At 74.2% G+C, this 12,725-nt stretch carries 10 protein-coding genes; 5 read left to right on the forward strand and 5 right to left on the reverse strand.

Annotated features, from left to right (window positions below; all coding sequences use genetic code 11):
• Positions 1-8: 8 nt before the first annotated feature.
• Positions 9-1,274, reverse strand: a complete 1,266-nt coding sequence (locus ACIBPC_RS29900) for a S8 family serine peptidase (protein WP_398848989.1) — start codon at positions 1,272-1,274, stop codon at positions 9-11.
• Between the two features lie 1,533 nt (positions 1,275-2,807).
• Positions 2,808-3,242: a hypothetical protein gene (locus tag ACIBPC_RS29905; RefSeq protein ID WP_398848991.1), complete on the reverse strand. Its 435-nt coding sequence runs from the start codon at positions 3,240-3,242 to the stop codon at positions 2,808-2,810.
• 232 nt (positions 3,243-3,474) lie between these two features.
• Here ACIBPC_RS29905 and ACIBPC_RS29910 point away from each other — a divergent pair, with 232 nt between their 5' ends.
• Positions 3,475-3,750, forward strand: a complete 276-nt coding sequence (locus ACIBPC_RS29910; RefSeq protein ID WP_362965285.1) for a hypothetical protein — start codon at positions 3,475-3,477, stop codon at positions 3,748-3,750.
• 88 nt (positions 3,751-3,838) lie between these two features.
• Positions 3,839-4,102: a DUF397 domain-containing protein gene (locus tag ACIBPC_RS29915; protein ID WP_362965283.1), complete on the forward strand. Its 264-nt coding sequence runs from the start codon at positions 3,839-3,841 to the stop codon at positions 4,100-4,102.
• A 22-nt stretch (positions 4,103-4,124) separates the two neighbouring features.
• Here the strand turns inward: ACIBPC_RS29915 and ACIBPC_RS29920 are convergent, their stop codons facing one another.
• The 3 genes from ACIBPC_RS29920 to eccB form a co-directional block, all read right to left on the reverse strand.
• Positions 4,125-4,823 carry a class I SAM-dependent methyltransferase gene (locus tag ACIBPC_RS29920; RefSeq protein ID WP_398848993.1) on the reverse strand — a complete coding sequence of 233 codons (699 nt, stop codon included), beginning with the start codon at positions 4,821-4,823 and terminating at the stop codon, positions 4,125-4,127.
• Between the two features lie 62 nt (positions 4,824-4,885).
• Positions 4,886-6,070, reverse strand: a complete 1,185-nt coding sequence (mycP, locus tag ACIBPC_RS29925; protein ID WP_398848995.1) for a type VII secretion-associated serine protease mycosin — start codon at positions 6,068-6,070, stop codon at positions 4,886-4,888.
• 1 nt (position 6,071) lies between these two features.
• Positions 6,072-7,550: a type VII secretion protein EccB gene (gene eccB, locus ACIBPC_RS29930; protein ID WP_398848997.1), complete on the reverse strand. Its 1,479-nt coding sequence runs from the start codon at positions 7,548-7,550 to the stop codon at positions 6,072-6,074.
• Positions 7,551-7,642: 92 nt separating this feature from the next.
• On the opposite strand from eccB, the gene eccE reads away from it, so the two are divergent.
• The 3 genes from eccE (at position 7,643) to ACIBPC_RS29945 (ending at position 12,698) form a co-directional block, all read left to right on the forward strand.
• Complete coding sequence (gene eccE, locus ACIBPC_RS29935; protein WP_398848999.1) at positions 7,643-8,977, forward strand: type VII secretion protein EccE; 1,335 nt, start codon at positions 7,643-7,645, stop codon at positions 8,975-8,977.
• Positions 8,977-9,657 (forward strand): hypothetical protein, encoded by a 681-nt coding sequence (locus ACIBPC_RS29940; protein WP_362965273.1) that lies wholly within the window; start codon positions 8,977-8,979, stop codon positions 9,655-9,657. The genes eccE and ACIBPC_RS29940 overlap by 1 nt, the downstream gene beginning before the upstream one ends.
• Before the next feature lie 257 nt (positions 9,658-9,914).
• Entirely contained in the window at positions 9,915-12,698 is a 2,784-nt protein-coding gene (locus ACIBPC_RS29945) for an SCO5717 family growth-regulating ATPase (protein WP_398849001.1), read from the forward strand.
• The last annotated feature ends 27 nt before the right edge of the window (positions 12,699-12,725 follow it).

Below are 12,725 nucleotides of genomic sequence, written 5' to 3' on the forward strand. Positions count from 1 at the left end.
CTTGTCGATCACTTGCTGCGGACATCGGCGGCGGCGCGCCGCCGTAGTACGACGGCGGTGGTGACACCGCCGACCAGGACGGCGCCGGCGAGGCCGAACAGCACGACCGGCCCTGACCCTCCCCCGCCGTCCGAGCCTTGCTGGAAGATCCGGGGCATGGCGTCGGCGTCCTCGCGGGCCTGGTCCTCCGGCTCCTCACCGGCGGCGCCGCCCGCGTTCTCCTCGCCTCCCTCGGCGTCGTCCTCCGGCGCGGTGGGCTCCGCGCTGGGGGGCGGGTCGAGGGATCGTTCGTACCGGGCGAACAGCGGGTTGACGTCGGGATCGCCCGGGTCGCCCTCGCCGTCGAGGATCACCCGGTCCGGGCGGATCATCCCGTGGCCGGTGTAGTCGTCCCTGATCTGGTCGTCGGTCCGCACGGCCGTCTCGACCATGACGCGCAGCACCTGGTTCTTCGTCCAGTCAGGATGCGCCGACCAGATCAGCGCGGCGGCCCCGGAGGCGATGGCGGTGGCACTGCTGGTGCCGCCGCGTGGGTCGAGGCAGACCGGCCCGTCGAGATCGGGACAGCGCCACGGCACGTCGTTCCCCGGCGCGGCGACAGCCACCTGCGGCCCGTAGGTCGAGTACCCGGCCCGCTCCCCGTTCCTGTCGACGGCGCCGACCCCGATCACGCCTTGCTGGTCGGCGGGAAACATTGATTCGTTCTCGGCGTCGCCTTCGTTGCCGGTGCCGGCGAAGATCAGGACACCCTCTCGCGCCGCTGCCGCCATGGCATTGTCGACAACTCGCTCACTGCTCTGTACCACCCCGGCCATCGAGATGTTGATGATTTGGGCACCCTCGTCGACTGCATAGCGGATTGCCCGAGCCATCCGTACTTCTGGCTGGAAGACCCATCCCCTCAGGTCGTCGCTGGGCAGACCCTCGCTGAGACGGATGGGAAGAATCTTCGCCTCGGAAGCGAGCCCGCGGACGCCTCCTTGAGCACCGGTACCGGCGATCAGGGAGGCCACACCGGTGCCATGTCCGTTCGTGTCGACGTGAGCGCCGTCTTCACCCGCGGTCAAGTCAGTGCCTTCAAGGACCTGTCCTTCCAACTCGGGCAAGGAGCTGTCCACCCCGGTGTCGATGACCGCGACAGTAATGCCTTCTCCTCGGGTACGTTCCCAGATCTCTTCGAGGCGGTATGTGGTGGCATACCAGGGACTGTCGGGGCTGTCCGCACGCGTCTGAGGAAGAACACTTCCCCACAAGAGCATTGCGGAGGTCAGCACGACGAGAAGCCGTCGGCGACGCCTTCGCGGCAGAAGTTTCAGGCCTAACGTCACGATGGGGTGTCCCTCTCCCTCTGGGTCCTGTCCCCCCGGCCAGAATTGCGGCGCCGCCGTCGCTTCTGCTGGCGTCCCCGCCCGGTGATCCCTCCGACACGGCCCGCATCACGAGCGACCGGACGGCCAGGGATGGCTTCATTTCCGGGGGCGCCGGACGCCCGGCTGTCGCGGAAACCGTCCGCACGGTAGCCGGTCGGACCGGCTACCGGAGGCCGCCCTACAAGCCCGCCACCCGGTCCACGCACCGCTCCTGTCCCCGGGTCCCGCAGGGCAGGAACCGTCCCCACGCCGAGAGCACCGCCACGAGGAATTCCTTTGGTCAGCCTTTCGGCAGGGCGGGGAATGCCCCCAACGATTCCGCTGCGCGGTGGCGGGGTGGAACCGAAACGCCCACCGCCTTGGCCAGGACCGATCGGGCGACCCACGGGAGCGGACTGTCCGGCTGCCGCGTCACCGACCGTGCGGGGCAGCGGGGACGGTGCGTTCCTCGCTGACTGCGCCCCCGCGTAGTCGCGGGGGTACGGACCTTGCGACCCACCCGGTGTCTGCGATCCGAAGCGGCCGGTCTGACCGTTCCACCGACCCTGACTCCCCTGGCTCGGCGGCGGCAGGGGGACAAACGTGTCCCCGGGCACGCCGGTCCTGCTGACGGGCGGCATCTGCACCCGCTCCCCGGCCGACTGGGGCGGAGGCAACAGGCTGGTGGCCGAGTCCCCAGGAAGCGAATCCAGCGAGGTACCGATACGGTCGTCCCCGAGGGGCGGGACGTACGCCGACGGGATCGGCTCCGTCACTCCCCTGTTGTAGGCAGGATGAGAACCGGCTCCAGGGCGCGTTCCTGCCTCTGCGGACGTGCCGGTATCCGTCTGACCGGGGAAACCACCCGGTGCCGTCCCGGAGTCTCTGACGTCAGAGCCAGAGGCGTCATACGGAGACGGAAAAGCGGGCTGTGCAGGAGGGACCGCCCTTACCTGGCCGAGGTCCATGATGGGCAGTTCGAACCCCGGCTCCTCCACCCTCTGCAGTCTCTCGGCGGCCACCCGGTAGTTGGAGGCGAGGCGTTCCATGACGCCGATGGCTTCCTGGCGGTTGAGTTCGCCCAGGGGCGTTCCGTCGAGCGGGTCATTCATCACGATCGCCGGAGGCGCCTCCGGCATCGTCGCGCGGGCCTCCCACACCGCCTGGCCGGCGTGTTCCATGCTCTGGCCCATGGTTTCGACGTACTGGCCCAGCGCCCGGGACTGCTTGTGGAAGTGCTTGCCCCAGGCCCGGAAGACGTCCGCCGTCTCGCCCTGCCACGCGACGTTGGTCATCTGGACGGCGATCGACGCGCCGGTCTCGGAAAGCTCGGGAGCCAATCGCCGCAGCCGCTTGCCGAGGTCCGCGAGCCCCCGTGGGTCGGCGCTTTCCAGAGCCGCGGCGAGTTCTCTGTGCGAGTAGTACTCGTAGTTGGGCATGTTCCCCCCTCCGATCCCCTTACAGCTTCATGTCCCGGCCGCCCCCGCCGCCCCCCGCGGACGGGTCCTCGGCCTGTGCTGCCCGTTCCTGCCAGCCGTCCATGATCTCCCGCAGCCGCGCGAGCTGGTCCGCTTCGAGTGCCTCGAAGTTCCGCTGCGACAGGCGCGTGAAGATCCCCAGCGCTTCGATGGCCTCCTGCTGGAAGCGGATGAACTCGGCGAGGCGCGCGCGCATCCCGTCGTACTGCCTGCCGAAGTCCCCCGGCACCATCCCCGGGGCGCCGAACTGCTCCGGCCTGGCGATCAGTTCATCGGCGAGAGCCGGGCTGATACCGGCCGCCTGCATCTCCTCCAGCCGGAGCGACAGCGAATTCGTGAAACTCCCGAGCGACTGGGTCTCCACGTGGAGATCCTGCTGCGCCGGGCCGACCGGCGTCCGTGGATCGAACTCCATTGCTTCCCCTCCCCCTCCTCCACAGCTCGTGCCCCTCCCGTCACCGTGGGCCAACCATCCTATGACGGTGCACCCTCGGTGACGCAACGCGATTGGCCAGCGGGCTGCTCCCCCGGAAACACGGGCGCGGCCCGCGAACCCAGCCTAGTTACCGAACCGTCGGGTCACATCCGTCATCGTGACCAGCCCGGCTACGCATACGCGCCGGACACCGAACGCTTATGCTGCTGGCGTGACTTCGACACAGCAGGGGCTCACTCCCCGCCAGGCCAGGCGGCTGCGGATGGGGATCGCGGGGGCTGCGATGGCCGTCATGGCGGTCGTGCTCGTCTACCAGCTGGGCGACGGCTCGTCCTTGCAGTCCATAGGTCTCTACGGCGCCGCGTTCATCCTCTGCGGGGCCGTGATCGAGATGAGCCGCCGGGGGCGGACGCGGCTCGGGACCGCGGTGCTGGTGGCCGGGTTCGTGCTGCTGCTGGGGACCAACTGGCTTCTCACCGCCCGGTGACAGTCCGCTGCGTTACGATCACCTACGGGCTGCCGCGCGGCCGTCGCGCGGACCCGAGTTGACGCCTGAGTCCAAGGGGAGCGCACAGATGGCCACGACCGAGACGCCCGAGGAGATCGCCGCCCGCAAGGAGCGCGAGAAGAACGAGCTGTACTCCCTGGACATCTCCGGGGTCGAGTGGCTGAGCGCCCCGGACGGGCCGCAGGACGAGAAGGTGGAGATCGCGTACCTGCCCGGGGGCGGTGTGGGGATGCGGAACTCGAAGGATCCCGACACGGTGCTGCGGTTCACCGCCGCCGAGTGGGAGGCGTTCGTCCTCGGCGCGAGGGACGGCGAGTTCGACATCGAGTGACCCCGCCGCCGTCCCGGTGCGGTCAGCGCCGGACGCAGGTGTAGGCGCCGAAGAGCCGGCCGCGGTAGTCGGCGTCCACGATCTCGAAGCCCGTCGCGGTGAGCATCGGTTCGAGCAGCCAGCGGTAGGTGCTGTGCTCGGTGCGGATGTGCTCGGCGTAGTCGTCGGCCGTGTAGCCGCGCGCGGGATCGGTGGACGCGCCCGCCAGCCAGTCGGCGAAGACGTCCTCCGCCTCGTCCGGCGCGAAGTCGTAGACCAGGTCCGTCAGCCGCAGGACGCCGCCGGGGCGCAGGAGGGCGGCGATGCGGCGCAGCGCGACCGTCTTCCAGAAGTCCGGCAGCTGGTGCAGCGCGTGGCGGCTGTGGACGGCGTCGGCGGGCGGGCCGGTGTGCTCGTAGCTGAGGAAGCCGCCCCGTACGGGCTCCAGGCTTGTGAGGCCTTCGGCGGCGGCCCGTTCGCCGATGACCCGCGTCATCGCCGGGGAGATGTCCACGGCGACGACGCGGGCGAACGCGCGCGCCGCCGCGAGGGCGAAGCGCCCGGTGCCCGCGCCGAGGTCCACGACGGTGGCGTCCTCCGCGATGCCGTGGGCGCGGAGCGCGTCGATGTCGGGGGCGGGGTCGGGGTAGCCCTGTTTGCGGTCGAATCCGGCGACGAACTCCTCGTCGAGGTGTTCGGGGCCCGCGTGGGCGAGTTCGTCGATCATCCATGGTGTCGGCATGGGCACCGACCCTCGCACACGCGGTGGACGCGCTGCCTCCTCTTTTCCCGGCGGGGCGCGTGTCAGGCGCGGTGGCGGCGGCGCCGGTCGCGCAGGACGAGGGAGACCCCCGCGAGCGCGGCGACGAGGACGGCCGCGGCGAGGACGGCGTACGTGCCCCGGCGCGCGACACGTTCCGCGTGCGTCTCGGACAGGTCGAGCGCCGGTATGTCGGGGGCAGGTGCGGCGGGCGCGCCGGTGTCCGTAGTGGGGGCCGGGCCGGGGACGGCGGCGGTCGGCGCGAGGGCGCGGACGGGGTCCACGACGCCCCAGCCGATGTCGCTGTCGGGGCCGGGGGCGGGGCGTTCCGCCGTCTGCTGGAGGTGGCTGACGATCTGCCGCGGTGTCCACCCGGGGTTCGCGGCGCGCAGCAGGGCGGCGACGCCGGCGACGTAGGGGGCGGCGAAGCTCGTGCCGTTGTCGACGCACTGGCCGCCGCCGGGGACCGTGGAGACCATGTCCACGCCGGGCGCGGCGATGCCGACGAAGTCGCCCGGCTGGGAGAACGGTGCCCGCTCGTTGTTGCGGTCGGACGCGGCGACGGCGAGGACGCCCTCGTAGGCGGCCGGGTAGGTGCGGCGGTCGCGGCCGTCGGCGCCGCTGTTGCCGACGGAGGCGATGACGACGGCGCCCGCGGCGAGCGCGTCGTCCACGGCGCGTTCCAGTTGGGAGTCGGGGCCGAGGGCGCCGTCCACGTCCTGGGAGATGTTGATGATGTCGGCCCGGGCGGCGACGGCGTGGTCGATCGCCTGGACCAGCCCGGCGACGGTGCCGTTGCCCTCGGTGTCGTTCTGCTGGATGGGGATGACGGTCGCCTCCGGGGCGAGGCCGACGAAGCCCGAGCCGTCGAGGGCGCGGGCGGCGATGATGCCGGCGACCTTGGTGCCGTGCCCGGCCGGGTCGTCGGTGGGCCCGGTGTCGCCGGGGAGGAAGTCGCCGCCGCTGGTGGCGTCGACGGCGTCGGTGAGCTGGGGGTTGGTGGTGTCCACGCCGCTGTCGATGACGGCGACGCGTACGCCCGCGCCCCGGGTGCGGGTCCACAGCCGGTCGAGCTGGACGCGCTGGAGCGACCAGGGGCGTTCGGCGATCGGGTCGGCGGGGAACGAGCAGCGTCCGCCGTCCGCGTGGGCCGCGGGGGCGGCGGTGAGGGACGCGGGGGCGAGCAGCGCCAGGCAGGTGAGCGCGGGGAGGATGCGGTGGGTCGTCATGTCAGGACCCCTGGGGCTGGGCGGCGCTGTCGCGGTCGAGTTGCGGGCCGGTCGGCAGCAGCGTGGACCAGGTGGCGGGGACGGGGACGGGGGTGATGCCGCCGTAGCCGAGGAGGGTCTGGGCCTCCTCGCCCGCCTCGTCGCCGTCGGCGGTGACCTGGACGGCGTGGCGCAGTCCGGTGTCGGTCGCGAGGAACACGCCGCCCGACTCGGTCTGCTCGCCCTGGACCTGGCGGTAGAGGAGGCCCGAGCCCGGGGTGACGTACGCGGTGGCGGCGCCGGAGGCGATGGCGGCGGGGTAGTCCTCCCCGGCCCAGGTGGCGACCTCGGTGCCGCCGTCCCCGTCCACGGAGAGGAGGACGGAGCAGAGGGTGTCGCGCGCGGCGTCGTCCACGGGGGCGGGCTCGGCGCTCGGCCAGGTGCGGTCGCGGTCGATGCTCTCCTCGGGCGGCGCCGGGTCGAAGTCCGCGGCGCCCGCGGGGACGGGCTCGCCCGCCATGCCGAGGGACTCCGCGCCGGGGCGGTTGGTCAGGAGCATGCCGGTGAAGTCGGAGACGGGCACGACGCGGCCTGGCAGGACGGCGTACTGCTGCGGGCCGTCGCCGGTGCGCGCGGTCAGGACCGTGCCCACGCGGTTGAGTTCGGCGCGCAGGCCGGGGACGCCCGCGTCCTCGCCGGGCGCGCCGTCGAGTTCGGGGAAGACGATGGGGGACCCCTCGGCGAGGGTGGCCAGCCACTCGTCGGTGACGCGCTGCGGCTCGCCGCCCGAGGTGAGGAGGCGGCGCAGCAGGCGCCGTTCCTCCTCACCGGTCCCGTCGTCGCCGATGCGGTACCTGGTGCCCGCCGCGTCCACGATGTGGTCGGTGCCCGCGGAGTCCTGGACGTGGAGGAGTTCGCCGCCGGTGAGGCGTTCGTCGCCCTCGACGCGGGCGGTGTCGCGGTCGGCGAGGACGAAGACGGCCTGCTGCACGGTGCCGCCGTCGCCGCCGGGCTGCTGGCAGACGGCCCAGCGTTTGGCGGCGGCGGCCTCGGCGGCGTCGGGCAGGCGGTCGGGGGCGTAGGGGATGCCGAGGGTGGGGCCGCGGGGGATGGTGCCGCTGTCGAGCTGCTCCTCGTCCACGTTGACGATCGACAGGGCGTCGGGGCTCTCGAGGAGGAGGCGGGCGGAGGAGAGGTTGAGGACGGGGTGGAGCTGGGTGCGCCCGGCTGTCTCCAGGACGACGTACCTGGTCGTGGAGTCGCTGCCGATGATGACGTGGCGGCCCGGTTCGTCCCAGCCCTCGGGGACGGCGGGGCGGAACAGGCCCCAGGCGCCGAAGCCGATCAGGACGAGCGCGCCTGCGACGGCGCCGGGGACGACGGCGCGCAGCGGGCGGGGCGCGCCTTCCTCCGTGCCGGTGGGCGACGGCCGCAGGAATGCCGCGACGGTGCGGCGTTTCGCGTAGGTGTAGGCGTTGAGTTCGTCCTTGCGTGACGCCATGACTGAGCGTTCCTCCCCCTGCCCGTGACCAACTGTCGGACCCGGGCTCTACTATGCCGGGTGACGGTCCGGTCACGGGGAGGAGGGGGCGGATGATGGCGACGGCGACGACGCCCGTCGCGGCGGGGGCGTCCGTACGGGGTCCCGAGGGGGCTGCTGCCGCGCAGGGGGGTGTGCTGCCGAGGCCCGTGTCGGGGGTGGGCGGGCTGCTTGCGCTGTGGCCCCTGGTGTGTGTCCAGGCGGCGGGCGGACTGGTGTTGGGGGCGTGGGCGGCCGACGGCTGGCTGCGGTATCCGCTCGCGGCGCTGGTGGCCGTACCCGTGGCGCTGCTGGTGCTGGTCGTGCTGGCGTGGCGTCAGGGAGAGACGCTGACCGGCTGGCTGGGGTCGGCGCTGGCGCTGCGGCGGAGGCGGCGGGCGGCGGCTGTGCCGCTGCCGCTGCCCGCGGGGGCCGACCCGCTGTTCTCGCTGGCCGAGGAGTGCCGTCCCGGGCTGCGGTGCCACGCGTTCGCGGCGCGTGCCGGGCGGGACGGGCGGGAGCGGCGCGAGATGGGGATGGTGGAGACCGGCGGCTCGCTGACGGTGGTGCTGCGGGTGGAGGCGGGGCTGACGCCCTTGCAGCCGGGCCTGGACGGGCGGCCGTTGCCGCTGACGCTGCTGCACGACGCGCTGGACACGGACGGCATACGCCTGGCGTCGGTGCAGTGTGTGCAGCACACGCAGCCCGCACCGGCGCCTGTCCTGCCGAGCCGGTCGGTCGCGGGGGCGAGTTACTCGCTGCTGCAGGCGCATGGGCCGGGGGGCGCGCCCGCGCTGCGGCTGACGTGGGTGACGCTGCGGCTGGACCCGGAGCTGTGCCCGGAGGCGGTGGCCGTACGCGGCGGAGGGCTGCTGGGGGCGCAGCGGTGTCTGGCGCGGGCGGCCGACCAGTTGGTGAGCCGCCTGGCGGGCGCGGGGTTCTCGGCCACGGTGCTGTCGGAGGCCGAGCTGCTGTCGGCGGTGGCGGCGTGCGCCAGTTCCGACCCGCTGGTGACGACGCTCGTCGGCAAGGGGGACGGGGCGCGCCCGCGCCGTACGGCGGAGGGCGTGCGCGCGTGGCGGTGCGACGACCGGTGGCACGCGACGTTCCGGGTGGCGCGCTGGCCGCTGCTCGGGGCGGGCGGGGCGCCGCTGCCCGCCCTGGTGGCGCTGCTGACGTCCGCGCCCGCGTTCGCGACGACGTTCGCGCTGACGCTGCGGGCCCACGGGCCGCGCGCCGTCGAGGTCACCGGGCATGTCCGGGTGACGGGCCGTGGGGAGCGCGAACTGCGGTCCGCGGGGCGGGCGCTGACGCGCGCGGCACGCACCGCGCGGGTGGGCCTGGTGAGGATGGACAGGCGACAGGTGGCGGGCCTGCGGGCGACGCTGCCGCTGGGAGGGATGGGCTGATGCCGCGCGGGGGACATGTGCTGTCGGTCGGGGAACTGTCCCGGCTGGCGCTGCCGGTCGGGGACGACGGCATCATCGTGGGGGTGGACAGCAGGTCGCGGCCGGCCGTGCTCGGCATCCACCACCCGGTGCCGTACGACATGGTGCTGGTCGGCGGCGTCTGGACGGCGCAGGTGCTGGCGCTGCGGGCGGTGGCGACCGGGGCGCGGGTGGCCGTCGAGACGGGACGTGCCCACGTGTGGGCGCGGCTGGCCCAGGCGGCCAACGGCGGGCTCGAGTGCATGACACTGCACGAGGTGGGCCAGGTGCCGCCGCTGGGTGCCACGCTCGGGAGTCCCGTGCTGGTGGTGCGGGACTGCGGTGTCCGGCCGCCGCGCGGGCGGGTGGCGTCGGCGCCCTGGCAGCCGGTCCTGACGCTGCTGCCCTACCTGGGACCGGCCGCGACACGGCTGATGGAACGCGCCGCGCTGGTCGGGGTGCAGCGCGTCTCGCCGGAGGAGGCCCGGCAGGTCGGCCGGGTGATGGCACTCCCGGCGGTACAGGCCGAGGCGCTGTCCACGTTCGCCGAGGACGCGACGCTGTGGTGCACCCGCACGGCGCGGCGGCTCGTCCGCCTGGTGCCCACCGACAGCGAGACCGGTCTCCTGGGGAACCCGAGCCGCCTGGACGCACACAACTGACACATCGCGCCCACTTCACTCACAACTGGTCTGCTCCGGACGATTTTCGGCCGATATGGGCGTGCGTGGGGGCGGGGAGGACTACGGGTCTTCGCTGTACGCCCACTAGGGTGAGTGGCGACACGGCAGTGGAGCTGTGCGCAGTGCCCTGAGCCCGTGCCGCGGGAACCGCTCTGGGGCTCCGGTCCGTCATCCGGGTAGCGGAACCCCCACGAGGTGCGGATCAGGGATGCAATACCAGGAGCGGGAGGCGCGTCGTGAGCAGCGATCGGGACAGGGTTCGCCCAGCGGAGGACACCTCCGCCGACGAACGGCCCGATGACGATCTCCTTGAGGAGGAGTCGGAGACCACCGGGCAGTTCACCATCGACTACACCCCGCCCGCCTGGTACTCGGGCGGTGCGGCGGCCACGCCGCCCGAGGGCGCGGCACAGGGCGCCGCCGGTGGCGCGCAACCGCCTTCGGCCCCGCCGCCGCAGGCGGGCCCGCCCGGATTCCCGCCGCCCCCGGCTCCCGCGCCGGGACCGCACGCGACGCCGCCGCCCGCGCAGGACGGCGGCGAGGAACCGGACGGGCGGACGATGAAGTTCTCGCCGTCCTCCGTCCGCAAGGCACTCGCGGAGGCCAGGCAGCAGCAGGAGCAGCAGCAAGGCCAGCAGGACGCCGGGCCGGCACCGGCACCGGCCGCGACGGGGGACACGCAGAACGCGGCTCCCGCATGGCCCGCTCCCCCGCCGCCGCCCGCCCGCTCGGAGCCGGAGAACGTGCCGCCGCCCGCCGAGGTCGCCGACCCCGGGCCGGAGAACGCGCCCGCCGAGGCGTCCGGGGACACCCAGGACGCGCCGGGCCCCGAGCCCGTGCGTCCCGAGGCCGCTCCCCCGCCGCCCGCCTCGCCGCCGTCGGCCGCGCCCGCCGGACTCCCGCCGCTGCCGCCGGACTTCCAGATCAAGCCCCCGGCCCAGGACAGCCCCGCCGAGGCCCCCGCGCCGCCGCCGCCCGCCGGTGCCCTCGCCCCTGAGCACACGGCGGTGTTCACCCCGCCGATGCGCCCGGCGGCGCCGGAGGGCCCGAGCGTCGAGGTCGAGTTCGCCAAAACGGGGACCGAGGCCGCGCTGGAGGTGGAGGACGACGCCGAGCCGCTGCCGCCGCCTCAGCCGCAGCAGACCGCCGACCCCCGCCTCGCGGGACCCGTGGGCCCGCCCTCGGTCGCCGGTGCCCCCGCGCCCGAGCGCCCGGCCCAGCCTCAGTGGCCGGAGCCCGCCCAGCACCGGCCCGGCAACGAGCAGCAGCCGTGGCCCCAGCCGCCGTCCCAGCCGTCCCCGCAGCCGCCGGGCCCGCCGAACGCGGGACCGCCCGGCCTTCCGCCCTACGCCCGCCCCGTGCAGGGCGCGCCGCAGGGCCCCGGTGTCCAGGAGCAGCGGCCCGCGCTCCCCCAGTGGCCCGAGCCCGCCGCGCACCAGCAGCCCGCGCCCGGACAGTGGCCGTCACCCGGTACGCCCGCCGAGGGCGGCCCGGTCCTGCCGCCGGGCATGCCCCGGCCGGGCCCGGCGCAGCAGCCGAGCCTGGGCGGCCAGCACCCGTTCGCCCCGCAGTACCCGCAGCACCAACTGCCGCCGCAGCAGGCCCAGCAGCCGCAGTTGCCGCAGCTGCCCCAGCAGCAGGGGCCGGGCGTGCAGCAGCCGTTCCCCCAGCCGCCGGGGCCGCAGCAGTACGCGCAGCCGGACCGGCGCGCCCTGCCGCCGGGCGAGGTGCCCCCCGGCCCCGGCCCGCAGCTGCCGGGCCAGGCCGGTCCCGGCCCCCAGCCCCAGGACCCCCGCGCGGGCGGCTGGCCCGACCAGGAGAGCAGCCCCGTCCAGATGCAGCCCGGCGCGCTGGGCTACACGGCGTCCGTCGAGCTGTCCTCCGACCGCCTGCTCAACGACAAGCGCCGCGCCAAGCAGCGGTCGCAGCCCGCGAGCAAGCCGCCGTCCCGCTTCCGGCTCGGCGGGAAGGCCGCCGAGGAGGAGCGGCAGCGCAAGCTGGCCGCGATCCGCACGCCCGTCCTGTCCTGCTACCGGATAGCGGTCATCAGTCTGAAGGGCGGCGTCGGCAAGACGACCACGACGACCGCGCTCGGCGCGACCCTGGCCAGCGAGCGGCAGGACAAGGTCATCGCGATCGACGCCAACCCGGACGCGGGCACGCTCGGCCGCCGCGTGCGCCGCGAGACCGGGGCGACGATCCGCGACCTCGTGGGCGCCATCCCGTACCTGCACAGCTACATGGACATCCGCCGCTTCACGTCCCAGGCGCCGTCGGGTCTGGAGATCCTGGCGAACGACGTGGACCCCGCCATCTCCACGGCGTTCAGCGACGACGACTACCGGCGCGTCATCGAGGTGCTCGGCAAGCAGTACCCGATCATCCTCACCGACTCGGGCACCGGCCTGCTCTACAGCGCCATGCGCGGCGTCCTCGACCTCGCGCACCAGCTGATCATCGTCTCGACGCCCTCGGTGGACGGCGCGAGCAGCGCGAGCACCACGCTCGACTGGCTCGCCGCCCACGGGTACGGGGAGCTGGTCCGCCGCTCCATCACCGTCATCTCGGGGGTGCGGGAGACCGGCAGGATGGTGAAGGTCGAGGACATCGTGGCGCACTTCAAGACGCGCTGCCGCGGTGTCGTCGTGGCGCCCTTCGACGAGCACCTGGCGGCCGGGGCCGAGCTGGAGCTGGACCTGATGCGGCCCAAGACCCGGCAGGCGTACTTCGACCTGGCCGCGCTGATCGCGGAGGACTTCTCCCGGATGCAGCAGGAGCAGGGGCTGTGGACGCCGGACGGCGGGATGCCGCCGCAGGTGGCGCCGCCGCTGCCGGGCCAGGGGCAGCCGCAGGGGTACGGGTACCCGGCGCCCGGCGCGCAGCCGGGCCAGCACCAGCCCCAGCAGCCGCAGTACGGGTATCCGCCGCAGGTGCAGCAGCAGCCGCCCCCGCCGGGGCCGCCCGGCTACGGCTTCCCGCAGCAGCCAGGCGGCTGGGGCGCGCCGCCCCCGCAGCGCTGACGCGCGCGCCGGGCCCCCGGGGAACCG

The organism is Streptomyces sp. NPDC049879, from assembly GCF_044461265.1.
Lineage (GTDB): Bacteria > Actinomycetota > Actinomycetes > Streptomycetales > Streptomycetaceae > Streptomyces.

What these genes read in the sequence shown, in the direction of transcription:
- ACIBPC_RS29905 (WP_398848991.1), bottom strand. Translation starts at nt 3,242, where the DNA reads ATGGAGTTCGATCCACGGACGCCGGTCGGCCCGGCGCAGCAGGATCTC.
- ACIBPC_RS29915 (WP_362965283.1), top strand. Translation starts at nt 3,839, where the DNA reads ATGGCCACGACCGAGACGCCCGAGGAGATCGCCGCCCGCAAGGAGCGC.
- ACIBPC_RS29920 (WP_398848993.1), bottom strand. Translation starts at nt 4,823, where the DNA reads ATGCCGACACCATGGATGATCGACGAACTCGCCCACGCGGGCCCCGAA.
- mycP (WP_398848995.1), bottom strand. Translation starts at nt 6,070, where the DNA reads ATGACGACCCACCGCATCCTCCCCGCGCTCACCTGCCTGGCGCTGCTC.
- eccB (WP_398848997.1), bottom strand. Translation starts at nt 7,550, where the DNA reads ATGGCGTCACGCAAGGACGAACTCAACGCCTACACCTACGCGAAACGC.
- eccE (WP_398848999.1), top strand. Translation starts at nt 7,643, where the DNA reads ATGATGGCGACGGCGACGACGCCCGTCGCGGCGGGGGCGTCCGTACGG.
- ACIBPC_RS29940 (WP_362965273.1), top strand. Translation starts at nt 8,977, where the DNA reads ATGCCGCGCGGGGGACATGTGCTGTCGGTCGGGGAACTGTCCCGGCTG.